The sequence below is a fragment of the Streptomyces sp. NBC_00250 genome, assembly GCF_036192275.1.
Classification (GTDB): Bacteria; Actinomycetota; Actinomycetes; order Streptomycetales; family Streptomycetaceae; genus Streptomyces.
The window spans coordinates 6,420,037-6,446,054 of sequence record NZ_CP108088.1 but is presented as its reverse complement, the minus strand read 5'-3'; the positions used below and the strand labels follow the sequence as shown (position 1 = coordinate 6,446,054).

Annotated in this window: 27 protein-coding genes and 1 other RNA gene; 14 read left to right on the top strand and 14 right to left on the bottom strand. The window is 72.4% G+C overall.

Annotation, left to right across the window (positions count from 1 at the left end):
• Positions 1 to 206: 206 nt before the first annotated feature.
• A complete protein-coding gene (gene ddaH / locus OG259_RS29205; protein WP_328947212.1) occupies positions 207 to 995 on the top strand; it encodes a dimethylargininase in 789 nt (262 codons plus the stop codon).
• Positions 996 to 1,122: 127 nt separating this feature from the next.
• A complete protein-coding gene (locus OG259_RS29200; protein ID WP_328944963.1) occupies positions 1,123 to 1,542 on the top strand; it encodes a hypothetical protein in 420 nt (139 codons plus the stop codon).
• Positions 1,543 to 1,556: 14 nt separating this feature from the next.
• Here OG259_RS29200 and OG259_RS29195 read toward each other — a convergent pair whose 3' ends face one another.
• The 3 genes from OG259_RS29195 to OG259_RS29185 form a co-directional block, all read right to left on the bottom strand.
• On the bottom strand, positions 1,557 to 2,540 hold the full coding sequence (locus tag OG259_RS29195) for a small ribosomal subunit Rsm22 family protein (RefSeq protein WP_328944962.1): 984 nt from the start codon (positions 2,538 to 2,540) through the stop codon (positions 1,557 to 1,559).
• Positions 2,541 to 2,667: 127 nt separating this feature from the next.
• Positions 2,668 to 3,144, bottom strand: coding sequence for a hemerythrin domain-containing protein (locus tag OG259_RS29190; protein WP_328944961.1), 477 nt, complete (start codon positions 3,142 to 3,144; stop codon positions 2,668 to 2,670).
• An 83-nt stretch (positions 3,145 to 3,227) separates the two neighbouring features.
• The gene (locus tag OG259_RS29185) at positions 3,228 to 4,517 is read right to left on the bottom strand and encodes a Bcr/CflA family multidrug efflux MFS transporter (RefSeq protein WP_443052146.1); all 1,290 of its coding nucleotides are present in this window, start codon (positions 4,515 to 4,517) and stop codon (positions 3,228 to 3,230) included.
• A gap of 92 nt (positions 4,518 to 4,609) precedes the next feature.
• Here OG259_RS29185 and OG259_RS29180 point away from each other — a divergent pair, with 92 nt between their 5' ends.
• Positions 4,610 to 5,614: a Gfo/Idh/MocA family protein gene (locus tag OG259_RS29180; protein ID WP_328944959.1), complete on the top strand. Its 1,005-nt coding sequence runs from the start codon at positions 4,610 to 4,612 to the stop codon at positions 5,612 to 5,614.
• A 92-nt stretch (positions 5,615 to 5,706) separates the two neighbouring features.
• Here the strand turns inward: OG259_RS29180 and OG259_RS29175 are convergent, their stop codons facing one another.
• Positions 5,707 to 7,347, bottom strand: coding sequence for an alkaline phosphatase D family protein (locus tag OG259_RS29175; protein WP_328944958.1), 1,641 nt, complete (start codon positions 7,345 to 7,347; stop codon positions 5,707 to 5,709).
• A gap of 102 nt (positions 7,348 to 7,449) precedes the next feature.
• On the opposite strand from OG259_RS29175, the gene OG259_RS29170 reads away from it, so the two are divergent.
• Positions 7,450 to 8,241, top strand: a complete 792-nt coding sequence (locus tag OG259_RS29170) for an SDR family oxidoreductase (RefSeq protein WP_328944957.1) — start codon at positions 7,450 to 7,452, stop codon at positions 8,239 to 8,241.
• 91 nt (positions 8,242 to 8,332) lie between these two features.
• Here the strand turns inward: OG259_RS29170 and OG259_RS29165 are convergent, their stop codons facing one another.
• Complete coding sequence (locus OG259_RS29165) at positions 8,333 to 8,656, bottom strand: nuclear transport factor 2 family protein (RefSeq protein ID WP_328944956.1); 324 nt, start codon at positions 8,654 to 8,656, stop codon at positions 8,333 to 8,335.
• A gap of 103 nt (positions 8,657 to 8,759) precedes the next feature.
• Positions 8,760 to 9,800 (bottom strand): excalibur calcium-binding domain-containing protein, encoded by a 1,041-nt coding sequence (locus OG259_RS29160; RefSeq protein WP_328944955.1) that lies wholly within the window; start codon positions 9,798 to 9,800, stop codon positions 8,760 to 8,762.
• Positions 9,801 to 10,024: 224 nt separating this feature from the next.
• Here OG259_RS29160 and OG259_RS29155 point away from each other — a divergent pair, with 224 nt between their 5' ends.
• Entirely contained in the window at positions 10,025 to 10,459 is a 435-nt protein-coding gene (locus OG259_RS29155) for a hypothetical protein (RefSeq protein WP_328944954.1), read from the top strand.
• A gap of 162 nt (positions 10,460 to 10,621) precedes the next feature.
• Here OG259_RS29155 and OG259_RS29150 read toward each other — a convergent pair whose 3' ends face one another.
• Entirely contained in the window at positions 10,622 to 11,377 is a 756-nt protein-coding gene (locus OG259_RS29150; protein ID WP_328944953.1) for a response regulator transcription factor, read from the bottom strand.
• On the bottom strand, positions 11,374 to 12,654 hold the full coding sequence (locus tag OG259_RS29145; RefSeq protein ID WP_328944952.1) for a sensor histidine kinase: 1,281 nt from the start codon (positions 12,652 to 12,654) through the stop codon (positions 11,374 to 11,376). The genes OG259_RS29150 and OG259_RS29145 overlap by 4 nt, the downstream gene beginning before the upstream one ends.
• Positions 12,655 to 12,895: 241 nt before the next feature.
• On the opposite strand from OG259_RS29145, the gene OG259_RS29140 reads away from it, so the two are divergent.
• Positions 12,896 to 13,966: a serine hydrolase domain-containing protein gene (locus tag OG259_RS29140; RefSeq protein WP_328947211.1), complete on the top strand. Its 1,071-nt coding sequence runs from the start codon at positions 12,896 to 12,898 to the stop codon at positions 13,964 to 13,966.
• 979 nt (positions 13,967 to 14,945) lie between these two features.
• Here the strand turns inward: OG259_RS29140 and OG259_RS29135 are convergent.
• Positions 14,946 to 15,407: a VOC family protein gene (locus OG259_RS29135; RefSeq protein WP_328944951.1), complete on the bottom strand. Its 462-nt coding sequence runs from the start codon at positions 15,405 to 15,407 to the stop codon at positions 14,946 to 14,948.
• Positions 15,408 to 15,585: 178 nt separating this feature from the next.
• On the opposite strand from OG259_RS29135, the gene OG259_RS29130 reads away from it, so the two are divergent.
• Genes OG259_RS29130 through OG259_RS29120 form a run of 3 tightly spaced genes read left to right on the top strand, consistent with a single transcriptional unit; the run spans position 15,586 to position 17,530 of the window.
• On the top strand, positions 15,586 to 16,572 hold the full coding sequence (locus OG259_RS29130) for a helix-turn-helix transcriptional regulator (protein ID WP_328944950.1): 987 nt from the start codon (positions 15,586 to 15,588) through the stop codon (positions 16,570 to 16,572).
• Positions 16,573 to 16,581: 9 nt separating this feature from the next.
• The gene (locus OG259_RS29125; protein WP_328944949.1) at positions 16,582 to 17,136 is read left to right on the top strand and encodes an SMI1/KNR4 family protein; all 555 of its coding nucleotides are present in this window, start codon (positions 16,582 to 16,584) and stop codon (positions 17,134 to 17,136) included.
• 10 nt (positions 17,137 to 17,146) lie between these two features.
• On the top strand, positions 17,147 to 17,530 hold the full coding sequence (locus OG259_RS29120) for a VOC family protein (RefSeq protein WP_328944948.1): 384 nt from the start codon (positions 17,147 to 17,149) through the stop codon (positions 17,528 to 17,530).
• 67 nt (positions 17,531 to 17,597) lie between these two features.
• Here OG259_RS29120 and OG259_RS29115 read toward each other — a convergent pair whose 3' ends face one another.
• Positions 17,598 to 18,335: a hypothetical protein gene (locus tag OG259_RS29115; RefSeq protein WP_328944947.1), complete on the bottom strand. Its 738-nt coding sequence runs from the start codon at positions 18,333 to 18,335 to the stop codon at positions 17,598 to 17,600.
• A 313-nt stretch (positions 18,336 to 18,648) separates the two neighbouring features.
• On the opposite strand from OG259_RS29115, the gene OG259_RS29110 reads away from it, so the two are divergent.
• Positions 18,649 to 19,167: a DUF1203 domain-containing protein gene (locus OG259_RS29110; protein WP_328944946.1), complete on the top strand. Its 519-nt coding sequence runs from the start codon at positions 18,649 to 18,651 to the stop codon at positions 19,165 to 19,167.
• Between the two features lie 22 nt (positions 19,168 to 19,189).
• On the opposite strand, the gene OG259_RS29105 is transcribed toward OG259_RS29110, so the two are convergent.
• Positions 19,190 to 20,149 carry an SMP-30/gluconolactonase/LRE family protein gene (locus tag OG259_RS29105; protein ID WP_328944945.1) on the bottom strand — a complete coding sequence of 320 codons (960 nt, stop codon included), beginning with the start codon at positions 20,147 to 20,149 and terminating at the stop codon, positions 19,190 to 19,192.
• 107 nt (positions 20,150 to 20,256) lie between these two features.
• On the opposite strand from OG259_RS29105, the gene OG259_RS29100 reads away from it, so the two are divergent.
• A complete protein-coding gene (locus OG259_RS29100; protein WP_328944944.1) occupies positions 20,257 to 20,706 on the top strand; it encodes an Lrp/AsnC family transcriptional regulator in 450 nt (149 codons plus the stop codon).
• Between the two features lie 60 nt (positions 20,707 to 20,766).
• On the opposite strand, the gene rnpB is transcribed toward OG259_RS29100, so the two are convergent.
• Positions 20,767 to 21,165: RNase P RNA component class A (rnpB, locus tag OG259_RS29095), an RNA gene on the bottom strand.
• 62 nt (positions 21,166 to 21,227) lie between these two features.
• Positions 21,228 to 21,806 (bottom strand): Uma2 family endonuclease, encoded by a 579-nt coding sequence (locus OG259_RS29090; protein ID WP_328944943.1) that lies wholly within the window; start codon positions 21,804 to 21,806, stop codon positions 21,228 to 21,230.
• Positions 21,807 to 21,941: 135 nt separating this feature from the next.
• Here OG259_RS29090 and OG259_RS29085 point away from each other — a divergent pair, with 135 nt between their 5' ends.
• Together OG259_RS29085 and OG259_RS29080 are read left to right on the top strand one after the other, a co-directional pair.
• Positions 21,942 to 22,718 carry a MerR family transcriptional regulator gene (locus OG259_RS29085; RefSeq protein ID WP_328944942.1) on the top strand — a complete coding sequence of 259 codons (777 nt, stop codon included), beginning with the start codon at positions 21,942 to 21,944 and terminating at the stop codon, positions 22,716 to 22,718.
• 65 nt (positions 22,719 to 22,783) lie between these two features.
• The gene (locus OG259_RS29080; RefSeq protein WP_328944941.1) at positions 22,784 to 23,656 is read left to right on the top strand and encodes a hypothetical protein; all 873 of its coding nucleotides are present in this window, start codon (positions 22,784 to 22,786) and stop codon (positions 23,654 to 23,656) included.
• On the opposite strand, the gene OG259_RS29075 is transcribed toward OG259_RS29080, so the two are convergent.
• Positions 23,601 to 25,043: an RNB domain-containing ribonuclease gene (locus OG259_RS29075; RefSeq protein WP_328944940.1), complete on the bottom strand. Its 1,443-nt coding sequence runs from the start codon at positions 25,041 to 25,043 to the stop codon at positions 23,601 to 23,603. The genes OG259_RS29080 and OG259_RS29075 overlap by 56 nt on opposite strands.
• 168 nt (positions 25,044 to 25,211) lie before the next feature.
• Between OG259_RS29075 and yaaA the strand changes: the two genes are divergently transcribed.
• Positions 25,212 to 25,979, top strand: a complete 768-nt coding sequence (gene yaaA, locus OG259_RS29070; protein WP_328944939.1) for a peroxide stress protein YaaA — start codon at positions 25,212 to 25,214, stop codon at positions 25,977 to 25,979.
• Positions 25,980 to 26,018 lie beyond the last annotated feature (39 nt).

Genomic DNA, 26,018 nt, shown 5'->3' with positions numbered 1-26,018 from the left:
GGCCCGGTGCGACCGGGCGCGGCCGGGTGCGCCCGTGTGCGAACCACCCGAACGGTCCACTGCGCGCGGGGCCCGGAAGGCGGACCATGGGGTCCACCGATCCGGCGGATCTTTCCGGCGCCTCGGTCTTCGCCTTCCGTCCGCCCGTCCGTGAGGAGCCCTCATTGCGCACCACTCCGCGCACGTCCTCGCCCCGCCGTTATCTGATGTGCCCACCCACGCACTTCAAGGTGACGTACTCCATCAACCCCTGGATGGACCCCACGAAACCGGTCGACCTGCCGCTCGCCCTCGCCCAGTGGGAGGACCTGCGCGACCGCTACCGCGCGCTCGGCCACAGCGTCGAGCTCCTCGACCCGGACCCGGCGCTGCCGGACATGGTCTTCGCGGCGAACGGCGCGACCGTCGTCGAGGGCCGGGTCCTCGGCGCCAGGTTCGCCCACGCCGAGCGCGCGGCCGAGGCCGGGGCACACGTGTCCTGGTTCCGCGGAAACGGTTGGGCAGAGGACGCGGTACGAGTCCCGGAGCACATCAACGAGGGCGAGGGCGACTTCGCCGTCACCGCCTCCTGGATCCTCGCCGGGCGCGGATTCCGCTCCAGCCCGCTCTCCCACGACGAGGCGCAGGAGTTCTTCGGCCGCCCGGTGATCGGCCTGGAACTGGTGGACCCGCGGTACTACCACCTGGACACGGCGCTCTGCGTCCTGGACGACGCGGCCGACGAGGTCATGTACTACCCGGACGCCTTCTCCCCCGGCAGTCGCGCGGTGCTCGCCCGACTCTTCCCCGACGCCCTGATCGCGACGGACACGGACGCGGCGGCCCTCGGCCTGAACGCGGTGAGCGACGGCCGGCACGTCCTCCTCCCCCAGGCGGCGGTGGGCCTCTTCGACCCCCTGCGCCGACGCGGCTTCGAACCGATCGGCATGGACCTGGGCGAACTCCTCAAGGGCGGCGGCAGCGTGAAGTGCTGCACCCAGGAGCTGCGGCCCTAGGGCGGGGAGGGCGGGCGGCCCCGGGGGTCGACGGCCCTGAACCGCCTCCGTAAAGTGCCCCTCCTGGTCTGCGGAAACGTGACTTCGGGGGGCATTTTCGGTGGGTACGAACGGCAGGTCTCGGTATGTGTACGCCTCGGCGGCGGTCGCGACCGTGCTCCTCGCGGCCGGCTGCCAGAGCGAGGGCCGGATCAGATGCACCCTGATCCACTCCGAGTCCGGGGTGACCCTCACCTGGAAGCCCGCCGACTTCCCCGCCGGGGCCCACTACCGGTTCTGCGTCGACGAGGTCTGCAAGGAGCGCCAGGACGTGGCCGCGAGCGACCCCTTCGTCGTCTTCAGCCTGCACATGCCCGAGGTCACCGGTGAGAAGCGGGTGACCGTACGCCTCCGGGTCACCGACCCGGCGGCCGACCGCACGGTCTACGACCGCAGCGCGCCGTTCACCCTGCGCAGGAGCGCCCCCAACGGCGAGGCCTGCGGCCCCGTCGTCTGGCAGGCCGGGGTCCGCGCCGACCCCGTACGCGGCCTGGTCTCCCCCGTCTGACCGGGGCCGGAAGGTCAGTCCTGGTCCTCCGGCGGCCAGGAGTCGCCCCACTCGGCGTCACGGGCCTGCTTGTAGAGCGAGCCGTGGCGCTTGGTGACCGTGTCGCGACCGAGGCCGTCCGGGCCGCACAGTTCGAGGAGGACCAGGCCCTTGCGGATCTGCGGCCTGCGGGTGATGCGGGAGGCCGTCGGCGTCGGCGGGAACCGGGTCGCCGCCACGTAGCTGTACTTCTCGTCCTCGTACGGCAGCGAACCGCCCTTCACCTTCCGGTGCAGCGAGGAACGGCTGACCCGCGCCGAGAAGTGGCACCAGTCCGTGCCCGGCTCGATCGGGCAGGCCCCGCTGTGCGGGCAGGGCGCGGCGACGGTGAACCCGGCGTCGACGAGCAGGGTCCGGGCCGCGATGATCCGCTCGTAGCCGTCGGGGGTGCCGGGCTCGACGATCACGACGGTCTGCGCCGCGCGCGCCGCCTCGGCCACCAGCGCCGTCCGGTCGGCCTCGGTCAGCTCCTTGAGGACGTACGAGACGGTGACGAGGTCCGCGTCCGCGAGCCGCAGCGCGCCGCCGATCCGGGCCGTGCGCCACTCGGCGTCCAGGTTCCCGGCGGCGAGTTCGCGCCCGAGGGCGAGGGCGGGCTCCGCCCAGTCCAGGACGGTGGTGCGGGGCGGCTCGTCCCCCCAGGCCTCGGCCACGGCCCAGCTCGCCGCGCCCGTACCGCCGCCGACGTCGGTGTGGGTACGCGGCTCCCAGTCGGGTGCGGCCGCGCGCAGGGCGTCGAGGGCGCCCCGTACCGCCTCGAAGGTCGCCGGCATCCGGTACGCGGCGTACGCGGCGACGTCGGAGCGGTCGCGCAGCACGGGGGCGTCCGTCGGGGTGGTCCCCCGGTAGTTGGCGATCAGCCGCTCGACGGCCTGGGCGGCCTGCTTGGGCGGCAGCCCGTCGAGGAGCCCGGCGAGGGCGGCGCGCAGGGAGTCGGCGGAGGGAGCGGAGACGTTCACCGAGTCAGTCTAGGCGGCGGGCACGGGGGCCTCGGCGGGCCACCGGACCGGAGGGCCACCGGAACGGCAGCCCCGCCTTCACCGGCGCGACCCGTCAGCCGGCCGGTCGGTCAGCCCGGTCGGCCTGTCAACCCGGTCGGCCGGGCAGCGGGTCCCGGGAGTGGACCGTCCTCCAGGCGTCGATGGAGCGGTCCCACTGCTCACCCGTGAGTTCGGTCAGGGAGGCCGGGAAGAGGCCGTCCTCCTCCTTGGCGATGTGCGTGTGCAGCTCGTCGACGGCGCGGACGAACGCGGCCCGCTGCTCGGCCGAGTCGAGGTCGAGGCCGTCCAGGAAGGCGGCCAGTTCCCGGTGTTCCAGGGCGAGGGCGTCGACGTACGCCGTGTACTCCTCGTTCTCCCGCATGACCGCGAACAGCCCCCGCTCCTCCCCCGCCCAGTGGGCCCGGAGCTCGACGGCCATCCGCGCGGCGAGCGTCCGGGCGCGGTCGCGGTCGCCGCCGTCGAGGGCGCGCACCGCGTCTCCGGCGAGGTCGGTGACCGATTCGTGCTCGGCGATGAACTCCTTGATCAGCGGGATCTCGCGGCACCCGCAGTAGTGGCACATCCCCGGTCCTCCCGTCCGTCCGGGAGATCGTGACACCGCCGTCGACGGAACGACCGGCGGCACACCGGCGGACAGGACGCCCGCTAGATCCCCGTGGCCGCCTTCGCCGTCTTCGCCGCCTGCCACGGCCTGCACAGGCCCAGGAAGCAGGCCAGGGCCAGGACGGCGCAGGTCAGCTGGACGACCGCCATCGGGACGGCGGTGTGTTCGCCGGCGATGCCGACGAGGGGGGAGGCGACGGCGCCGACGAGGAAGGACGTCGTGCCGAGCAGGGCGGACGCGGACCCGGCGGCGTGCGGGGTGCGCATCAGGGCCTGGGCGTTGGTGTTCGGCATGGCGAGGCCCATCGCGGACATCAGGACGAAGAGTCCGGCCGCGATCGGCACGAGTCCGACCTCTCCGAAGACGCCGCTGGTCATGAGGAGCAGCGCGAGCGAGGAGACGAGGATGGTCCCGAGGCCCCAGCCGAGCGCCTTGTCGAGGCTGACGCGGCCGACGAGCAGCTTGCCGTTGATCTGGCCGACGGCGACGAGTCCGATCGAGTTGAGGCCGAAGAGCAGGCTGAAGGTCTGCGGTGAGGCCCCGTAGATCTCCTGCACGACGAACGGCGACGCCGATATGTAGGCGAAGAGGGCGGCGAACGCGAGCCCGCCGGTCAGCATGTACCCGGCGAAGACCCGGTCGGCGAGCAGGCCCTTCATGGTGCGCAGGGCCTGACCGACACCGCCCTCGTGCCGGCGCTCGGGCGGCAGCGTCTCGGCGAGGAAGCGCCAGACGACGAGGGTGAGGAGGATGCCGATGACGGTGAGGACGTAGAAGACGCCCCGCCAGTCGGTGATCCGCAGGATCTGGCCGCCGATGAGGGGCGCGATGATCGGGGCGACGCCGGAGATCAGCATCAGGGTGGAGAAGAACCGGGCCATCTCCACGCCGTCGTACAGGTCGCGGACGACCGCGCGGGCGATGACGATCCCGGCGGCGCCGGCGAGGCCCTGGAGCAGCCGGAAGCCGATGAGCGTCTCGGCGGTGGGGGCGAGGGCGCAGACGGCGGTGGCGAGGACGTACACGATCATGCCGATGAGCAGCGGGCGGCGGCGGCCCCACTTGTCGCTCATGGGGCCGACGACGAGCTGGCCGAGGGCCATGCCGGCGAGGCAGGCGGTGAGGGTGAGCTGGACGGTGGCGGCGGGGGCGTTCAGCGCGCCGGTGACCTCGGGCAGGGCCGGGAGGTACATGTCCATGGAGAGCGGGGGCAGGGCGGTCAGCCCACCCAGGACGAGGGTGACGAGCAGCCCGGTCCGCCGGGTGGCGGTGACGACCGGGGAACTTTCGGTTATGTGTCCTTGTGTTGTTTTCTGGCCGCTCTCCGGCATCAACCGCTCCATTTCGTTGAATCCTTGCCTATGCTCTCAGCTCGATCGGCATGGTCGAGACCTCTGTGGGACGGATGGGACGGGTGGGGAACATGAGCGACACGGTGCGCTGGGGAATCCTGGCGACGGGCGGCATAGCGGAACGGTTCACCACGGACCTGCTGACGCTCGACGGTGCGGAGGTCGTCGCGGTGGCGTCCCGTACCGAGGCGTCGGCGAAGGCCTTCGCCGACCGGTTCGGGATCCCGCGGGCGTACGGCGAATGGGACGGGCTCTTCGCCGACGAGGACGTCGACGTCGTGTACGTGGCGACCCCGCACCACGCGCACCGGGAGGCGGCCGGGCGCGCCCTGGAGGCGGGCAAGGCGGTGCTCTGCGAGAAGGCTCTCACGCTCAACGCGCGCGAGGCAGCGGAACTCGCCACCCTGTCCCGGGACCGTGGACTCTTCCTGATGGAGGCCATGTGGATGTACTGCAACCCGCTGATCCGGCGCCTCACGGAGCTGGTCCGCGACGGGGCGATCGGCGAGATCAGGACCGTACAGGCGGACTTCGGGCTCGCGGGCCCGTTCGCGGCGGACCACCGGCTGCGGGACCCGGCGGTGGGCGGCGGTGCACTGCTCGACCTGGGCGTGTACCCGGTGTCGTTCGCACAGCTGCTGCTCGGTGAGCCGGACAAGGTCCACGCGCACGCGCTGCTCTCTCCGGAGGGCGTCGACCTCAACACCGGCATGCTGCTCGGCTGGTCGGACTCGGGGGCCTCGGCCCTGCTGTCCTGCTCGCTCGACGGGGACACGCCGCTGACGGCCTCGGTGACGGGTTCGCTGGGCCGGATCGACGTTCCGCGCGGCTTCTTCTTCCCGGAACGGTTCACGCTCCACCGCAACGGCCAGGAGCCGGAGGAGGTCGTCTCGGACAACGACCCGCACTCCCTCCGGCACGAGGCCACCGAGGTGATGCGCTGCCTGCGGGCGGGCGAGACGGAGTCCCCGCTCGTCCCCCTCGAAGGCTCCCTCGCGGTGATGCGGACGCTCGACGCGGTACGGGACCGCATCGGCGTCCGCTATCCCCAGGAACAGCCGGTCGAGCAGGCGTGATCAAGCGGGCGTGAGGCCCGGGGTCACGTCCGCTGGAGGCCCGGGGTCACGCCCGCTCGCGGCCAGGGGTCACGCCGGCTTGAGGCCCGGGGTCACGCCGGCTTGAGGCCGGGGTCGCCCGCCTCCGTGACGAAGGAGGCGGCCGTGGTGACGGGTGCGCCCTGGGTCGTCACGTACGGCACCGTGCGGAAGTCGGCCCGGGCGCTCTCCTCGCCGAGCGCGACCGTCACGTAGCCGCGCCGCCCGTTGAAGAACCTCAGGTGCGGGTTGGACTGCATGAGCTTGTCGTAGTTCGACGGGCGGTCGGCGCCGTCCTTGCCGCTGCTGATCGAGGTGGCGACGATCTCGGTGCCGACGGTCCGCGAGGCCGGGTCGCGGAAGTCGGCCTTGATGTCGAGGCCGTAACCGACGTGGACGTCACCGGTCAGCACCATCAGGTTCTCGACGCCGGCGGCCTCCGCCCCCGCGAGGATCCGCTGCCGGGAGGCCGGGTAGCCGTCCCAGGAGTCCATGGAGAGCTTGAAGTCGGCGGTGGGCCGGTCGCGGCGCTCGGCGAGGACGACCTGCTGCGGCAGCACGTTCCAGCGGGCCCGGGACCGGCGCCAGCCGTCCAGCAGCCACCGCTCCTGCGTGGCGCCGGTCATCGTCCGCGCCGGGTTCTCGGACTCCGGTCCCGGCACCTGCCAGCCGTCGCCGTACGCCTGGTCGGAGCGGTACTGGCGGGTGTCGAGGATGTCGAACTGGGCGAGCCGCCCGAAGCCCAGCCGCCGGTAGAGCCGCATGTCGGGGCCCTCGGGCCGCTGGGGCGCGCGGAGCGGCTGGTGCTCCCAGTAGGCGCGGTAGGCGGCGGCGCGGCGGAGCAGGAACTCCTCCGGCGGGACGCTGTTCTCGGGGATGCCGCCCGCGTAGTTGTTCTCGGTCTCGTGGTCGTCCCAGGTGACGACGAAGGGGTGGGCGGCGTGCGCGGCCCGCAGGTCGGGGTCCGACTTGTAGAGCCCGTACCGGAGCCGGTAGTCGTCCAGGGTGAGCGTCTCGCGGTTGAAGACGGCCGGGAGGGTCCGGTCGGTGTAGGCGCGGGCGCCGCCGGTGGCGTTCACGGCGTACTCGTACAGGTAGTCGCCGAGGTGGAAGACGACGTCGACGTCGTCCTGCGCGAGGTGGCGGTAGGCCGTGAAGTACCCGTCGTGGTACGCCTGGCAGGAGACGGCGGCGAGCTTCAGACCGGCCTTGTGGGCCCAGGGGGCGGGCGCGGTGCGGGTGCGGCCGACGGGGCTGGTCCAGTCGCCGACCCGGAAGCGGTAGAAGAACTCGCGGTCCGGGTCGAGGTGGTCGACCTCGACGTGGACGGTGTGCGAGAACTCCGGATGCGCGGTGGCGCGCCCGCGCCGCACGGTCCGGCCGAAGCGCTCGTCGCGGGCCAGCTCCCAGTGCACGGAGACCCGCTCGGCGGGCAGTCCGCCGCCGGGCTCGAAGGGGCGGGGCGCGAGCCGGGTCCAGAGCAGGACGGACCCGGGCAGCGGGTCGCCGGACGCCACGCCGAGGGTGAACGGGTCCTCGGTGACACGCCGGCCGTCGAGCTCGGCGGCGGCCGCGGCGCCGGCGACGGGCAACTGGGTCGCGAAGGCGAGCGCGGCGGCGGCCCCGGTGACGGTGAGGAACCGGCGCCGGCCGAAGTGCCGTGCGGCGGCGCGGAGTTCCTCGGAATGTTCGTGGACGTCGTGTACGCGGTTCATGTGGCCCTCCCCAGACGGATGCTGTCCGTCCGTCATTCGAGGGGGGCGGGACGACCTCACGTTGTCGGGTACAGAACATCCACGTGTCGGGACAATGAGTTCATGGGGCACGCGTCTCGCGTACGCTGCGCGCCCATGAGCATCGCAGTGGTGACGGGAGCGGGTTCGGGCATCGGCCGCAGCGTGGCCCACGCCCTCGCGGCGGCCGGCTGGTCGGTGGCCCTGGCAGGACGCCGGGCGGACGCCCTGGAGGAGACGGCGGCGGCCCTGCCCGCCGGGGACGCCGGGCCGGGCGACTTCCTGGTCGTCCCGACGGACGTGACGTCGGCGGAGCAGGTGGCGGCCCTCTTCACGGCGGTACGGGACCGCTACGGCCGCGTCGACCTGCTCTTCAACAACGCCGGCACGTTCGCGGGCGGCGGCGTCCCCGTCGAGGACCTGGACCCGGACACCTGGCGCGCGGTCGTCGACGTCAACCTGACGGGCGCGTTCCTCTGCGCCCAGGCGGCCTTCCGGACCATGAAGGAACAGGACCCGCAGGGCGGCCGGATCATCAACAACGGATCGATCTCCGCCCACGTACCGCGCCCGCACTCGATCGCGTACACGGCGACGAAGCACGCGATGACGGGCCTGACGAAATCCCTGTCGCTCGACGGACGCCCGTACCGGATCGCCTGCGGTCAGCTGGACATCGGCAACGCGGCGACGGAGATGACGGCCCGCATGCAGACCGGCATCCTCCAGGCCAACGGGGAACTGGCCGTGGAGCCGGTGATGGACGCGGCGGACGTGGCGGCGACGGTGGTGCACATGGCGGCACTGCCGCTGGAGGCGAACGTGCAGTTCGCGACGGTGATGGCGACGGGGATGCCGTACATCGGGCGGGGATGACCCCGCCCGACGCACGGACGGTGGGCGGGGACGACCGACGCACGGACCTGGGCGGGGACGGCCCCGCCCGACGTGCGGACGGTGGGCGGGGTCAGGCCTGACCGGTCTCGAAGCGGGAGATCTTGCCGCCCTCGACGACGAAGTGCCAGCGGGTCTTCATCTCGCCCCAGGTGTCGTTCCGGAAGCGTGCGACGAGATCGAGACCGCCGCCCTTCTCGGACTCGATCTCCATGTGCCCGCGCGAGGCGAAGATCTCCTTCTCCGTCCATTCGCCCAGGTCCCGGTCGGACCCGTCGTCGGACATGGTCGCTCCTGGAGCCAGGGTCTCCAGGAAGGCGGTCTGGTCATTGGCGTTGAGGGCCGTGACGAACGCACGCACGGCCGGGTCGGTGAGCCGGTCAACGGGAAGGGTCATGCCCTAGCCGTACACCGCGCGGGGCCCCCGGCGCGTGTCGCACGCCGAAGGGACCCGGCAGGCTGCCCCGGATGACCGACACGGGTCGGGGGCGGGCGGCCCGTCAGGACCAGTCGCAGGCCTTGCCGTCGTTGTCGCGGTCGAGGCCGGAGCGGTAGCCGGGCTGCCCCCGGTAGATGGGGGCCTTGCCGGCGGCACGGACGGCGTCGCAGTTCTTGTAGTAGGCGAGGCCGCCGCCGGAACCACCGGAGCTGCCGGAGCTGCCGGAACCACCGGAGCTGCCGTTACCGCTGCCGTGGCGGTTCGGGTCGGAGTCGCGATCCGAGTCCCGATCCGAGTCCCCGTACAGACGGGCGTAGTCCTCGCTCGGGCAGGACAGACCGGGCCGGGCCAGGGAGAGGCGTACGGACATGTGGGCGGGCCGCTCGACGTCCTCGCCCGCCTCCGGGTTCTGGAAGCAGATCCGCCAGTCCTCGTGCCGGGCGCTCAGCTCCACGTCCGTGTACACGCTGGCCCCCCGGATCTCCGTGAGGCCCACCTCGCGCAGTTCGGCCGAGCCCTTCGCGAAGGTCATGCCGACCACGTTCGGCACCTCGGGGAAGACGACGGCCACCCCGTCCCGCGCCGGGCACGGGCTGCTCTTCTCGACGACGGCGAACTCGATCCTGATCCGCCGCCCCTGCGAGGCCGTGGCCGTCTCCCCGGCGGCCGGATCCTGGAAGCACACCTTCCAGTTGCCGTCCACGAGCTGCATCTTGTCGTCCTCGGTCGCGTCGTGCGACCGCGCACGGAACCCGGCGTCGTACGCCGCCCGCGACGCCGTCTCCAGATTCTGCCCCCGGTAGTCGGCCACGACCCGCCGCACCGTGGGGGTCGGGGTGGGCGTGGGCGGGATGTAGGGGGCGAAGGCCGTCGGACGCGTGCCGACGAGCGGCCTGGCGTCGGCGACGGTGGGCTTGTCCGTGGACGAATCGCTCGTGCCCACGGCCACGAACCAGACCCCCGAGAGGACGGTCGCGAGCACCTTCCGACCCGGCGACCACCGGGTCCGCCAGGCCAGCACGATGCCCGCCGGCGGCATGAGGACGAGACAGAGGACGACGAACCCGGGCCGCCGCCACCAGCGTTCCCCGGTCGGCCTCACGGACGCCGGGCCGTTCGTGCCCCGCGACACCTCCGACCGCCCCCGAGACCTGCCCCGAACCCCACCCTGATCCTGACTCCGATCGTGCTCCACGGCGCGCGGAACCTTCCCCTCCCTGACGACTTCTCAGCGCCACACAGCCTATGACCTGCGTGTTCACTGGCCTCGGGCAGGGCCGTACGGGCAGTGTCCGCGTAACTGCCGTACCCACCCCAGGAGGAGCGATGTCGAACGCCGGCAAGGTCGTCAAGCTGTACGCGAAGGGGGCCCCCGTCGGAGCCCAGGACGGGGCCCTGGTCGGCTTCCTCGCCGACCCGACCCGGGCCGGGGAGTGGCTGGTCACCCGGGAGGACGGGGGCTTCCGGATGAGCGCGAAGGGCACGGAGGAGACCATCGCCTCGGCGGGCACCGAGCGCGCCCCGGCGGTCGTCCGCCCCGACGACTCCCCCGCCTCCGTCTGGCGCCTCCAGCGCGTCGACGCCGACGGCACCACCACGATCACCTCGCTCGTCGACCTCAAGGACGGCATGTACGTGATCGACCAGAACGGCCTGGCCCTCGGCCGCGACCTCTTCGAGGACCGGTCCCTGCTCCCCAAGCGCGTCTTCGTCCGCACGGACGACCGGGACCCCCAGTGGAGGATCGAGGTCCTCGCCTGAGTCGATCGCTCTGCGGCGCGTCCCCTCCGGACGGTCCGCGTGCGTCGCTCTCCAGGTCGCGACCCGGCCTGAGTCCGGGCACCTACACCCACGCGCGCGAGGGTCCGGCCAGGTGTCCCCCTGGCCGGACCCTCCCGGGCCGGGAACACACGGGCGGCCGCGTCAGCCGGTGAACCCCGGCACCACCAGACCGGACTCGTACGCGATGACCACCGCGTGGGTCCGGTTCTGTGCGCCCAGCTTGGTCAGCACGTTCCCGACGTGCGTCTTCACCGTCTCCAGGCTCACCGTCAGCGACTCCGCGATCTCCGGGTTGGACAGACCGGTGGCCATCAGCCGCAACACCTCCTCCTCCCGCCCCGTCAGCGCCGCCTTCGGCAGCGCCGCTGCGGAGTCCAGCGGACGGGCGGCGACCATCCGGCGCAGCGTCGCCGGGAAGAGGATCGCCTCCCCCGCCGCCACCACCCGCACGGCCTCCGCGATCTGCCGGACCGGAAGCCGCTTGAGCACGAAGCCGCTGGCCCCCGCGCTGAGCGCGGCGGTGACGTAGTCGTCGTTCTCGAACGTGGTGATGACGACGACCTTCGGCGGCGCGAAGGAAGGGCCGACCGAATCCGCCGACTCCGGAGAATGCGGAGACTTCGTCAACTCCGGAGACTCCGACAACTCCGGTGACTCGGCGAGGAGTTGCCGGGTGGCCTCGATCCCGTTGCGGCGTGGCATCCGTACGTCCATCAGGACCACGTCCGGACGCAGCCGCCGCGCCCGCTCGACCGCCTCCACACCGTCGGCGGCCTCCCCGACCACCGCGATCCCCGGCTGCGCCGCGAGCAAGGTACGCAGACCGCTGCGGGTCACCTCGTCGTCGTCCGCGATCAGGAGGGTCGTCACGGTCTCGCCGGAGTCGGGGCCTGTCATGCCGACAACCGTACGGGCAGCCTGACCGCCAGTCGCCAGTGCCTCGGCCCGTCCGGGCCCGCCTCGATCTCCCCGTGCAACAGGCGCACGCGCTCGACGAGACCGGGCAGCCCGTGCCCGGAGGTGGGAAAGGCCTTCCGTCGGCCCGGCCCCGCACTCACCTCCGTACCGGCCCCGGTCTCGTTGACCACGCCGAGCTCAAGAACGTCCGGTCCGGCCGCCACCCGCACCTCGATCGGACCGCCCGCTCCGTGCCGCATGGCGTTGGTCAGCCCCTCCTGCAGGATCCGGTACGCCGCCCGGGACAGCGTCCCCTGCACCTGCGCCAGATCCCCCGACCGGTCCCACTCCACCGCCGCGCCCGCGTGCCGCAACCGGTCGAGCAGCTCGGGCAGATCGGCCAGGGTGCGGGTCGGCGCCGTCTCGGCCTCCTGCTCGCGCAGCACCCCGAGCACGTAGTCCAGGTCTTCGAGCGCGGCGCGGGCCGACTCCTCGATGCTGCGCAGGGCGGCCCGCGCCGCCACCGGGTCGGCGGACATCAACTCGCTCGCGACAGCGGCCTGGATCGTGGTCGTCGTCAGGGTGTGCCCGATGGAGTCGTGCAACTCGTGGGCCAGCCGGTTGCGTTCGGCCAGCCGCAGTTCCCGCTCGGCCGCGAGGGCGAGCCGCTCGGCCGTCGACGGCCCGAGCAGCCTCGGCGCCGACCACCGCAGGGCGTTGGTGACCAGCACGCAGACGGCTGCCGCGAGCAGCAGACAGCCCGACGCCACCGCCCAGCTCTGCCAGCCGCCCTCCACCCGCACCGACCGGCCGAACAGGCTCAGCGCGAACTCCGCGCCGAGCCAACCCCCCGGGAGGGTCAGGGCCACGAAGAGCAGCACACCGCTCGCGAGCGCACCCGTCCAGCCGAGCGTCACATGCAGCAACAGCCAGAGCGGAGTCCGCCAACGGTCGGCGACGGACGGGACGGAGGAGGGGACGGACGAGGGAACGGCGGCCCTCGGGGCGGCCGGGGTCGGCAACGCCACCCTCAGCAGCCGACGGGCGGACACGACCAGTACCCGCCGAGTGGTGCGGGCCAGACCGATCAGGCCGATCAGTGCCGCCCAGACGAGCAGGACCACGACGATCTGGACTCCCTCGGGAGCGGATCGCCACGCCAGCGCCGGCAGCAGCGCGAAGGACAACAGGGGAAGGCTGGCCAGAACGGCGCCGTAGGCGAACAACGCTCCCGAGTACGTGGAACGGCGCAGCAGCGGCCGGAGTCCCTTGATCATAATCGGCCAGTATGTACGGGCGGTTCACGAGCGGCCTCCCCCGATCGGGGGAGCAAAAGCTCCCGCCTTCCCGCGATGCGCATCCGCCCCCTGGAAAACATGATCGTGTCCTGCCCGATCGACGGAAGGACAGCTGATGAACACGCAAGCGAAGAAGGCATCGAGGTTCCGCTTCTCCCGACGGCAGGTGGGAGGCCGCCGCGGAGGAGCGGCCGCTGCGGCCGCGGTGGTCGTCGCCGTCATGACGGCGGGAGCCCTGGCGCCGCCCACGGCGTTCGCCGCCCCGAAGCAGGACACCGTCCAGCAGGGCCTGAACGCGCTGGTGAGGGAGGGCCAGCCCGCCGCGCTGGCGAGCGTCGAGGACGGTGAGGGCCGCACTCGTACGTACGTCGCCGGGGTGGGGAATCTGGCCACCGGAGCGAAGGTGCCGAGGGACGGTCAGGTGCGGATCGGCAGCAACACCAAGACGTTCACGGCGGTGGTCGTCCTGCAATTGGTCGGTGAGGGAAAGGTCGACCTCGAAGCGTCGGTCGACACGTATCTCCCGGGCCTCGTACGCGGGGAGGGCATCGACGGAGGTCGCATCACGGTCCGTCAGCTCCTGCAGCACACGAGCGGAATTCCGGAGTACGGGGACGACATCAGCGACGAGGAACTCCCGCACCGGTACTTCGAACCCCGCGACCTCGTCGACATCGCGCTCAAGCACAAGGCCGAATTCGAGCCGGGGAAGAAGTGGAGTTACAGCAACACGAATTACGTACTGGCCGGCCTGATCATCCAGAAGGTCACCGGCAGGCCGTTGGCGGAAGAGATCGACCGGCGCATCATCAAGAAGATCGGGCTGCGGCACACGTACTTCCCCGCTCCTGGTGACAAGAGCATCCGGGAACCCCACCCGAGGGGCTATCACAGGACGAAGGCGGGGGAGCCGCTGCGCGACTTCACGGAACTCGACCCGTCGGTGGCCTGGGCGGCGGGCCAGATGATCTCCACCAACTCGGACCTCAACCGCTTCTTCGGCAAGCTCCTCGGCAGCGACCTCCTCCTCGCCGAGGCGCAGCGCACCCAGATGCGCACGACGGTGCCGATCGAGGGCACCCGGTTCCACTACGGCCTGGGGCTCATGAGCAGGCCGCTGTCGTGCGGCGGCGTCTACTGGGGCCACGGCGGTGACATCGCGGGCTACGAGACCAGGGGCGGAGTCACCGACGCCGGCCGGGCCGCAAACGTGGCGGTGACGAGCATCCCGATGGAGGAGGCGGGCATCAACGGTGTGCTGAAGGTGGTGGACACGGCTTTGTGCGGTTGAGCGGGGGGTGGGGGGGTGCGGGGGGTGCGGGGGGTGCGGGGGCCTGGGAGGTGCGGGTCTGTGAGGTGTCTGGGGTGAGCCGGGTACGTGGGCTTCTGGTGCGGCCGCCCTCTTTCCGAGTGTGGCGGCCTCCACCACCGCGTCAAGGGCAAGTCGGCTTCGCCGATGGGCTGCGCCCACCCTTGACCCGGCGGCGGAGGCCGCCTTTTCACACTCGGAGGGCGGCCGGGGGACCCGGCCTACGCAGAGCCCCGGGCAGTATCCGGGGTCGGTGCGTGCGTCTGGCGGCCGGTGGGTGGGGGCTCGGTTCGCGGCGGGGCTGGGTGGGTGCAGTTCGGTGGGTTCGGGGTGCGCGGCAGTGCGATGGGGCGGTCGGGCTTGGCTTAGCGGGTTGCGGTCGGTGGTTGGTCGGGCTTCAGGCCCCGCTGGTCTGTGTTCGTGGGTGGTGGGAGCGGCTGGCGAGAGTTTCTTGCAGTTTCATCGCCCGGAATGGGCGAAGTGCCCCCTTTGGGTCTTAATCCGAGACGTGCTACTCGGAGTAATGCAGGGTTTCCACTCCTCCCACCCACCGGGAGCGACCAGCGGGGCCTGAAGCCCCACCCCGAACCGGCCGCCGGCCGCCGAGCCGAGCCCGACTGCCCCATCGCACGGCAGCGCGCCCCGAACCCATCGGAACTCCACCCACCGACCCCCGCCGCGAACCAAGCCCCCACCCACCGGCCGGCAGACGCACGCCGTCCCCGGATACTGCCCGGGGCCCGGCGGTGACCCCGCCCCCCGGACCGCCCTCCGAGAGGTCTTTCGCTCCTGGAGGCGGTGGGTCAAGGGTGGCCGAAGGCCATCGCGCAGCGACGCGACCGCAGGGAGCGCCCTTGACGCACCGCCGGAAGGAGCGACTCTCGGAAAGAGGGCGGTCCCACCCGACACTCCCGAACCCGGCCCACCCCTCGCGCCTAGGAGACCCCACCCACCAGACCCCTCAGTCCAAACAGAACTCGTTGCCCTCAGGGTCCGCCATCACGATCCACCCGGTACTCATCGGCGGCTCCGGCTCGAAGCGGCGCAGCCGCTTCGCCCCCAGCGCGACCAGCCGCTCGCATTCGGCCTCCAGCGCCGCCATCCTCTCCTCCCCCTCCAGTCCGGGCGCCGCCCTGACATCGAGGTGCACCCGGTTCTTGGCCACCTTGTCCTCCGGCACCTGCTGGAAGAACACCCTCGGTCCCTGACCCTCCGGGTCCTCCAGCGCCGACCGCGTGTTGCGCTCCTCCTCCGGCACCCCGAGTTTCGCGAGGAAGTCGTCCCACGCGGCCAGCGGGTCCGCGCCCTCCGGCAGTTCCACCCCGGGCGGGGCGGGGTGGACGTAACCCAGTGCGTCACGCCAGAAGGTCGACAGCGCCCCCGGGTCGTGTGCGTCGAACGTGACCTGGAATCGGCGGCTCATCATGCTGCTCCGTTCGTTGCGCTGTGCAGGTAGCGGTCACGCAGATCCGTGTCCGCGTCGCGTCCGCGTCCGTCTCTGCGTCCGCCTCCGCGTCCGCGTCCGCCCTCTGCGTCCATGGATCCACCCTGGCACCCAAGGCGGACAGGATCGGTCCGCCATCTCTGGCAGGCTGAGCCACATGGACGAGCGGGGTACGACCGAGCGGGTACTCACCCTCCTCGGGTTGCTGCAGCAGCGTCACCTCTGGACCGGCCCCGAGCTCGCCGAACGGCTGCGCGTCACGCCCCGCACGATCCGGCGCGATGTCGAGCGGCTGCGCACGCTGGGCTATCCGGTCCATGCCGGCCAGGGAGTGGGCGGCGGCTACCGTCTCGGCCGGGGCCAGGCCCTGCCCCCGCTCCTCCTCGACGACGAGGAGGCGATCGCCACCGCGGTCTCCCTGCTCGCCGGCGCGGCCGCGGGCACCGGCGACGCCGCGCTCCGGGCGCTGACCAAGCTCGACCAGGTCCTGCCGACCCGGCTGCGGCACGAGGTGCGCACCCTGTCGGGCTCGGTGGAGTTCTTCGGCGCGGGCGGCCGCACGCCGGTCGATCCCGAGGTGCTCATGATGCTGGCCGGCGCCTGCCGCGCGGAGGTCGAGGCGGGCTTCGACTACCCCTCCGGAGACACGCCGCGACCTCGCCGGGTCGAGCCCCACCGTCTGGTCGCCTCCGACCGGCGCTGGTACCTCCTCGCGTACGACCTCGACCGGGACGACTGGCGCACCTTCCGCGTGGACAGGATGACGGCGGTGACGGCCCGGACGTGGCGCTTCCGCCCCCGTGCGGCGCCGGTCGCGGCGGAGTACGTACAGGAGGGTGTGGCGAGCCGGGTCTACCCGCATCAGGCGCGTTTCCTCGTCCACGCCCCCGCGGACACGGTCCGCGCGCAGATCCCGCCGTCGGCGGCTCTCGTGCGAGAACGGGGCGAGGACCGTTGCGAGGTCCGGAGCGGCGCGGCGAGCCTCGACCGCGTGCTCATGCACGTACTCCTCTTGGGGCACGAGTTCGAACTGCTCGACCCTCCGGAGCTCAAGGCCCGCTGCCAAGTCCTGGCGGAGAAACTCCTGTCGGCCGCCGCAGCGGCGGCTCCTCCACGACCGGGCGACGGGCAGGCGGAGGCATAGGGTCGGGGAATGGCGAGCTGGGACGAGACCGAGGTGCGCGCTCGGATACGGCAGCTGTCGGCGCGGGACCCCGAGTGTGCGCGTTTCGGGTCCGGCATGCACAGGTACGAGCTGCGCCCGGCGCTCCCCGAGGCGGAGATCCGCGCGTTCGAGGAGGAGCACGGCATCCGACTCCCCCCGGACTACCGTGACTTCGTGGCGGGGGTGGGCGACGGCCCCGCCGGCCCGGCCTACGGGTTGCTGCCGTTGACGACTCCCCGCCCGGAGGCGGGGGACGACTGGGCCGTGGACGGCGAGTGGGAGGAGGACCGTCGACCGGGCCGGCTCGCCACGCGGTTCCCCCTCACCGATCCCCTTCCCGGCGTGATCGGCGGCAGGGAGGAGGAACTGACTCCGGGCACGCTCACGCTGGGGGAGGAGGGCTGTGGCATGTACGTCCGGCTGGTCGTGACGGGGCCGCGGGCGGGCGAGATCTGGCGACTGGATCCGGACTGGGGCGGCTTCGTCCCCGCGTACCCCGATTTCCGGGCCTGGTACACCGACTGGCTGCGCATCCCTGCCTAGACTGACGGACATGGCATGCCGCATCAGTGAACTGGTCATCGACTGTGCCGACCCCGAGCGGCTCGCCGCGTTCTGGAGCGAGGTCCTCGGTTACGTCGAGCTCGGCCGGGAGGACGACGGAAGCATCGAGATCGGTCCGCCCGACGCCGGCTTCGGCGGCCCGCAGCCGACCCTCGTCCTCAGCCCCAGCAGCGACCCGCGCACCGGGAAGCTCCCGCTCCACATCGACGTCAATCCCACCGACCGTGACCAGGACGCCGAGTTGGAGCGGCTGCTCGCGCTCGGCGCGAGGCCGGCGGACATCGGTCAGAGCGGCGCCGAGAACTGGCACGTCCTGGTCGATCCGGAGGGCAACGAGTTCTGTCTCCTGCACCGCCGTCTCCAGCCGCTCTGACCCTCCGACCCTCTGACCCTCCGACCCTCTGTCGCTCTGCCCCTCTGTCCCTCTGCCCCTCACGGACCTATGAGGGGTTCACGGACCACTCGTTGTTCGAGCCGAGGGTGGCGTGCATCGCGTACGTGCCGTCGAAGGGGACGAGGGCCGCGTTCGTGATCTCCTCGATGTCCAGCACCTGGCCCTGGAGGAAGGTGCCGGCCGTCACCCAGTACTCGGGATGCGGCGTGAACGGCAGGATGGCGCCGGGCTCCGCCTGCACCGCGAAGACCGGGGCGTCGGTCATGCCGATGCCGACCGAGGCGGTCCCCTCCGGTACGTCGTCCTGCACGTCGATCTCCAGGACGCCCACCGGCGCGGGTCCCGCGGCGGCCACGAACCCGAAGTCGCCGTTGCCGTGGTCGAACCCGATCCGGTTCTGGATCTGGGCGGCCGGGTCGGCGGCGATCTGCTCCCACGCCGAGAAGTGCCCGCCGGGTTCGAGCGGGCCGGTCATCGACCAGGCGAAGTTGTAGCTCGGGGACCACGTGAAGGGCACGGTCCGCGTCGGCCAGGCGGGCGCGGTCAGCCAGGCGAGGGACAGTGCGTTCGGGACGCCGAGGTCGACCGGCTTCTGGTACACGCAGATCTCCTGGAACTGCGACGAGTCGATGGTGACGGTGAGGGTGTAGTTCGCCGGCACCGCTGCCCGGGATCGCGGTTGCGCGCCGGCGACGGAGGGCACCGCGAGGACACCCGCGCACGCGGCCCCGCCCATGAGGAACCCCCGCCGGGAGAGTGCGGAACCTTGGTCGTGAGCCGGCACGTTCGCCTCCATGGGACGCATCGCCGGCGCCTCGGGTCGGCGCGGACGGCGCGGAAAGTGACCACCAGACTGGCCGCGGGGGTCCCGCCGACCGTGGTGATCGACGTGTCGGTCGTCCGGACGGTCCCGCGTCTTCACCCGCCGGGGGATCGCGGACCCGTCGGCCGCCCCAGGGTCTCCACCCGCAGGCCGGCCCAGGGTCTCTCCCCCCAGGCCGACCCGAGTCTCTCCCCCCGGCCGACCCGGTCTCCGCCCGCACCGCCGCGTCCGAATTCCGCCAGCGGCCGAGCCACCCCCGCGCGACCCTGGCCGTATGAGCACCCAGACCACCACCACGACCGCCTACGGCGCCCGCGCCATCGTGCCCTCCGCCCTCGCCGAACTGCGCGTCACCGACGACGCGGGCCGCGCCTGCGTTCCGTACTCCGCCGACGAGGGCGGCGACCCCCTCCGCTGCTGTCTGCGCCTCTCCGTCCCGGGCGAGCGGATCGCGCTCGTCTCGTACGCGCCGCTGCGTCGCTGGGCCGCCGAGACCGGGGCCGAACCGGGCGCGTACGACGAGCAGGGGCCCGTCTTCGTCCACGCCGAGGAGTGCGGCGGGCCCGCGCCCTCGGAGACGTACCCCTTCGCCCGTGCGGAAGCGCTCCGGACCCTGCGTCGCTACGACGCGGCGGGCCGCATCGTCGGGGGCCGGCTCCTGGAGATTCCGGAGGCGACGTCCGAGGGCTTCGACCTGGCCTTCGACGAGGCCTTCGCCGACCCGGCCGTGGCACTGGTGCACGTCCGGGCGGTCGAGTACGGCTGCTTCCACTTCGAGGTCCGTCGCCCCTGAACGGCAGGCCCCGCCGGCCGGTTCAGCGGGACCGCGGGTCCAGCCAGGGCCTGCGCCCCGGTCCGGTCGGGTGGGTGCCCGTGACGGCCATGACCACCGAGTAGAGGCTGGTCTCGGCGGCGATGAGGAGGCGGTTGCGCTTGGCTCCGCCCCAGGCGATGTTGGCGACCGCCTCGGGCACGTTCAGCCGGCCGATCAGGGTGCCGTCGGGGTCGTAACAGTGCACTCCGTCGTTCATCGCGGCCGCCCAGAGCCGGCCGCCGTCGTCGAAGCGGAGGTTGTCGAAGCGGGCCGCCCCCCGGGCGCCCGCTTCGGCGAAGATCTCGCCGTCCGACAGCGTGCCGTCCTCGCGTACGTCGAAGACCCTGATGAAGCCCGCCCGGGTGTCGGAGACGAAGAGCTGCCGCTCGTCGGCCGAGAAGACGAGGCCGTTGGGGGCGGCGAAGCAGTCGGCGACCAGCCGTACTTCGCCCGTGGCGGGATCGATGCGGTAGACGTTGTTGGAGCCGATCTCGCTCTCCGCGCGGTAGCCCTCGTAGTCGCTGGTGATGCCGAAGTCCGGGTCGGAGAACCAGATGGAGCCGTCGGACTTGACCGCCGCGTCGTTCGGGCTGTTCAGCCGCTTGCCCTGCCAGCGGTCGGCGAGGACCGTGATCGTGCCGTCGTGTTCGGTGCGGGTCACCCGGCGGTTGCCCTGCTCACAGGTGATCAGCCGGCCCTGGCGGTCGAGGGTGTTGCCGTTGGTGTGCCCGGCGGTGCGGCGGAAGACGCTGACGGCGCCGGTCTCCTCGTCCCAGCGCAGCATCCGGTCGTTGGGGATGTCGCTCCAGACCACCTGCTTCCAGGCGGGCAGGTAGATCGGTCCCTCGGCCCAGCGGCAGCCGGTGTAGAGGACCTCCAGGCCGTCGTCACCGTTCATGCACCGTCCGGTACGGAACCGGTCGTCGAACATCTCGTACAGTGCGGGGCGCTCGCTGGTCATGCGGGTTCCTTCCCATCCACACGGATGCCGTCCGAATGCTGTACGGCCTGATGAGAAGACTGCCGAATGAGGTACGGTCTCGGCAAGATCAGACCGAATGGAGAGTTGTGGATCACATCGATCGCGCCCTGCTGGCCCACCTCCAGCAGGACGCCGGCCAGTCCTACGCCGCACTGGGCCAGGCCGTGGGCCTCTCGGCCGGGGCGGCCCACGAGCGCGTACGGAAGCTGAGGGAGCGCGGTGCGATCCGCCGCACCACCGTCGAGGTGGACCCGGCGGCGGTGGGCGGTGCCGTCCTGGCGTACGTGATGGTCGACTCGGTCTCGTGGATGGGCGATTCGGCACAGGACTTCGCCGCGCTCCCCGAGATCCTGGAGGCGCACGTCATCGCCGGCAGCGCGTCGGTGCTCGTGAAGGTCAGGACGGCGACCACGGAGCAGTTGCAGGACGTGCTGCGCCGTATCTACGCGATCGACGGGGTCAGTGGAACGCAGGCCACGGTCGTCCTGGAGACCTTCTTCGAGCGGCCGGTCTCCCCGGAGCTCGGCGCCGGGTGAACGAGAAGGGACCCTGCCCGGGCGTAGCGCCTGGGCGGGGGCCCTCCCCACGTGGGCCGACAGACGAGTCGGGCTGTACGCCGGGTTCTGTGCCCCGGGACCTCGCGGTCGTCGGGGCGACGGCCATCCATCTAGGACCGGCGTTGCCGCCGGCCTCCTGCGGTCTACCCGCGGACTCGGGCGAGCAGCCCTCGAACATCCGCGCAGGGACACCGAGGTGTCCCCTCTTGACCTTGCTCCGAGTGGGGTTTACCTAGCCGCCTGAGTCACCTCAGGCGCTGGTGGTCTCTTACACCACCGTTTCACCCTTACCGAGGACCGAAGCCCCCGGCGGTCTGTTTTCTGTGGCACTGTCCCGCGGGTCACCCCGGGTGGCCGTTAGCCACCACCCTGCTCTGTGGAGCCCGGACGTTCCTCGGGAAGATCCGAGGATCTCCACGCGGCCGCCCGCCCGGCTCGTCTGCCGTGCCGACCATGCTACCCGCCGTTTCGGAGGCGGCCGGCCTCGGAGGAAGTCGGCCTCAGAGGAAGTCGGCCGTCTCCAGGTCGAAGCCGAAGGGGGCGGGGAGGGGGAGGGACTTGCCGAAGGGCGCGAGGTCCCGCCGGAGGTACTCGCCGTCCTCCGGGTCGCTGAAGAGCGTCACCGTCGATGTGTCCCGGTCGACGAGCAGGTAGAGCGGGATGCCGCCACGGGCGTAGCAGCGGCGCTTGATGTCACGGTCGACGTTCGGGCGGCGCGAGGTGACTTCGAGGACGAGGGCAACGCCCTCGCAGGGCATCCAGGAGTCCGCGCCCCGGAACAGGCGCCGGGCCTCCGGCGCGAACGTCCCGTCGGGGATGACGTGGTCCCTCGGGGCCCCGGGGGCCTCCTTCAGGGTCAGCCCCTTGTTCCCGGAGAAATCCATCCCGGTCACCGACTTGCGGATCACCTGCGTGACGATCCGGCTGATGTAGTCCTCGTGGTCCCCGTCCGGCGGCGGCGTCACGACGATCTCCCCTTCGATCAGCTCCGCCCGGAAGCCCTCCGGCGTCTCCAGCGCCAAGAAGCCCTCCAGCAGGCGGTCGGCCTGCGTGAGTGGTGCGTGCGGCATGGCAGTCATGTCGTGATCGTCGGACATCGAGGCACCCGCCGTCCCTGTGATCGAGGTCGTTCCCCCGATCGTGGCACATGATCGGGGACGGTCCCCGGAGTGACCGCTTGACCTTGCCGCAGCGTCAGGGTTTCTACTGGGCGCATGCGTATCGGCGAGATCGCCGCCCTGGTCGGGGTCACCCCCCGCGCCGTGCGGCACTACCACCAGTCGGGCCTGCTGCCCGAGCCCGCGCGGCGGGCCAACGGATACCGGGAGTACGGCGTCCGGGACGCCGTGCTGCTCGCCCGTATCCGGCGGCTCACCGAGCTGGGGCTCGGGCTCGACGAGGTACGGGGCGTGCTCGCCGACGACGAGGGGCGGGGGCTCGCCGACGTGCTGGAGGAGCTCGCGGAGGACCTGGCACGACAGGAGGCGGAGATCCGGGCGCGCCGGGAACGTCTCTCCGCGCTCCTCGACGAGGCCCGGGCCGGGCGGCTGCCCGCCGACGGGCCCATGTCGCCGGAGCTCACCGCCCTGCTCGCGGGCCTGGGCGAGCTGCCCGAGTCCCCGATGGCGGCGAAGGACCGGCAGATCCTGGCCCTGCTCGACGTCGTCGTGCCCGAGGAGGAACGGGCGCGGCTGATGGGCCTGATGGAGGGGGCGGCGGAGCACGCGCACGAGGTGTACCCGCTGCTCGACGCCCTCTCCGGGGCGGAGGCGGACGACCCCCGGGTCGCCGAGGCCGCGCGGGTGCTCGCCGCCTGCCTGCCGGACGAGCTGGGGGTCGAGATCCCGGCCGCCGCGCCGGGCGGCACCACCACCGGTACGTCCGACACCTCTCTCGCCGACGCCCTCTTCGCGGACCTCGCCCCGGCGCAGTCCGCGGCCATCCACCTGGCGATGCGCCTGGTCCGGGACCGACGGGAGCAGGGCCGATGACCGGAGCGGGGCCGATGACGGGAGCGGGGCCGATGGCCGGAGCAGCGATGACCGGAGCTGGAGCGATGACGCCGGCAGAGCCCATGACCGGCCGCAGAAGTGGCGGCCTCCGGCTTCTCCGCCTCGTCGCCTACGTCGCTCTCCCCGCCGAGGTCGTCCTCGCCGTCCTTCTCGTCGGCGGGGTCCGGATGTCCGCCGCCGTGTGGGCCGGCGCCGAGCTCCTCATGGTCGCGCTTCTCCTCGCCGAAGGTCTCGCCTATCTGCGGCTGCGCCGGAGGGGGTTCTCCCGGCGGGCGGCCGTCCACGAGCTCGTGCCCGAGCCGGTGCTGCGGATCACGGGGCACGAGCTGCGGATCATGACGAGTCTGGGGCGGTGGGTGGCACGGCGCCCGCACGGGGTCGACGGCGTCGACGGGGTGTTCCCGCACGCGCGGGACCAGGCGGCGCTCATGTACGGCTTCGCGTTCGTGTGCCTGGTCGAGAGCGTCGGCATGTCGTATCTGCTCGCCGACTGGCCCGTCGTCCACGCGATCGTGCTCGTCCTGGACGTCTACACCGTGCTCTTCGTCCTCGGGCTTCACGCCGCCTCCGTGACCCGCCCGCACACCCTCGCCGGGGACGTCCTGCGGCTGCGGCAGGCCGCGCACGTCGACGTGTCCGTGCCCCTCGACCGGATCGCGTCCGTCCGTCACGAGCTGGTGTTCTCGCACGAGAAGGCCGAGGGCGAGCTGAACCTCGCCGTCGGTTCGCAGACCTCCGTCACCGTCGAGCTGACCGAGCCCGTCGACGCGCCCCGCTTCTTCGGCGCGCCCCGGCCCGTACGGCTGATCCGGTTCCACGCCGACGACGCGCGCGCCCTGTACCGCGAGCTGGGCCCGGCCGTCACGCGGGCGCGAACAGCACCTTCGCCGTCCCCGGGTCCGCTTCCGCGAGCCTGACCCGCAGCCACTCCCCCAGCGGCAGGCGGGAGTCGCCGCCCTCGATGCGGGCGACGACCGCCGGGTCGTCGAGGTGGACGGTGCCGACGGCCGGTTCGCGTTCCTTCACGTCGATCACGTACGCGTCGAAGATCTCGCCGACGCGTTCCCGCAGGAGCGCCGCCTCGACGATGTCGACGCTCTCGCGTTCGACGGTGTTGGCGCGGCGCGAGCCGTCGGCCATCTCGTCGGGCAGGGCGGGCAGGGCGGCGCGTACCCACTCGGGCGGTTCGTCGCCCGCGACGGCCGCCACGCACAGCTCGCCCGCGTACCGGTCGACGAGGCGGCGCAGGGGCGCGGTGCAGTGGGTGTACTCGTCGGCGACGGCGGCGTGCACGGCGGGGGTGGGGATGTGGCCGTCGGTGAAGACGGTGTATCCGGCGCCGCGGAGCAGGGTGGTGCACTCCTGGAGGAAGGCGGCGTGGCGCGGGTCGGTGGGGTCGGCGGCGCGGACGACGTCGGCGTACGAGACGTGGTGGGGCCAGTCGACGCCGAGGGCCTGCGCGGAGCGGCGCAGGCGGGCGACGGCGCCGTCGGGGGCGGTGGGGAGGGTGCGCAGGATGCCGGTGCCCGCGGCGGTCATGAGGTCGGCGGCGGCCATGCCGGTGAGGAGGGAGATCTGGGCGTTCCAGCCGTCGGCGGGGAGCGGGGCCCGGTAGGCGAGGGAATAGGTGTGGTCCTGCTCGACGACCTCCTGCTCGGGGACGTTGAGGGAGATCCCGCCGCGTTCGGCTTCGAGGGCTTCGCGGAGGCGTCCGATGTCGCGGAGGAGGGCGACGGGTTCCTCGGCGGTGCCCGTGTCGATCTGCTTCTGCACGCCCGCGTAGTCGAGTTTGGCGCGGCTGCGGACGAGGGCGCGGCGGACGTCGGTGGCGACGCGGCGGCCTTCCGCGTCGAGGTCGATGCGCCACAGGAGGGCGGGGCGGGGCTCGCCGGGGAGGAGGCTGGCGGCGCCCTCGGAGAGAACGGCGGGGTGGAGGGGGACCTTGCCGTCGGGGAAGTAGAGGGTGAGGACGCGCCGGTGGGCCTCGGCGTCGAGGGCGGAGCCGGGGGTGACGAAGGCGGCGACGTCGGCGATGGCGTAATGGACGCGGTAGCCGCCGTCGGACCTGCGGGCCAGGTGCATGGCCTGGTCGAGGTCGGTGGAGGTCGGCGGGTCGACGGTGAAGAAGGGCAGGTCGGTGGCGTCGTAGGCGGGGAGTCGGGGGGCTTTCGCGGCGGCCTCGGCTTCGGCGAGGACGGCGGGCGGGAAGTCCTCGGGGATCGCGAGCTCGGTACGGAGTGCGCGCAGGGCGGCCCGCAGCGGAGCCTCGGCTGCGCCGGTCACGTGAATGTGGCGGCGGGGCATGGACCGAGCGTATGGGGAGGGGCGGGGGGCGGCACCTCGTAGGGGGTGGGCGCGGCGCCGCGTAAGGGGTGGGTGCGGTGCCTTTCCGTACGGGGAGGGGTGCGGCACCTCGTACGCTGGGCTCCTGGGGCCGCACCCCCATCCCCGTACGGACGAAGGAGAACCACCGTGCTCGTGCTGTTGCCGCCCTCCGAGGGCAAGGCCTCCTCGGGGCGCGGGGCGCCGCTCAAGCCGGAGTCGCTGTCCCTGCCGGGGCTCGCGGAGGCGCGGGCGGCCGTCCTGGACGAGCTGGTCGAGCTGTGCGCGGCCGACGAGGAGAAGGCGCGCGAGGTGCTGGGTCTGAGCGAGGGCCTGCGCGGCGAGATCGCGAAGAACGTGGACCTGCGGACGGCGGGCGCGCGGCCGGCCGGGGAGATCTACACGGGTGTGCTGTACGACGCGCTGGGTCTGGCGTCCCTGGACGCGGCGGCCAAGAGGCGGGCGGGGCGGTCCCTGCTCGTGTTCTCGGGGCTGTGGGGCGCGGTGCGGGTGACCGACCGGATTCCGTCGTACCGCTGCTCGATGGGGGTCAAGCTGCCGGGGCTCGGCGCGCTCGGCGGGCACTGGCGGGACGCGATGGCGTCCGTCCTGCCCGAGGCGGCCGGGGACGGGCTCGTCCTGGACCTGCGCTCGTCGGCGTACGCGTCCGCGTGGAAGCCGAAGGGGGAGGTGGCGGCGCGGACGGCGACGGTGCGGGTGCTGCACGCGCCGACCCGGAAGGTGGTCAGCCACTTCAACAAGGCGACGAAGGGCCGGATCGTCCGGAGTCTCCTTGAGGCGGGCGCGGTGCCGCGTTCGCCGGAGGAGCTGGTGGTGGCGCTGCGGGACCTGCGGTACGTGGTGGAGGAGAGTGGGAAGCCGGGGGCGCTCGACGTGCTGGTGGACGAGATCCACTGACCGTCCGTTGCACCCTGCGCAACGCTCGTTGCGTGTGAC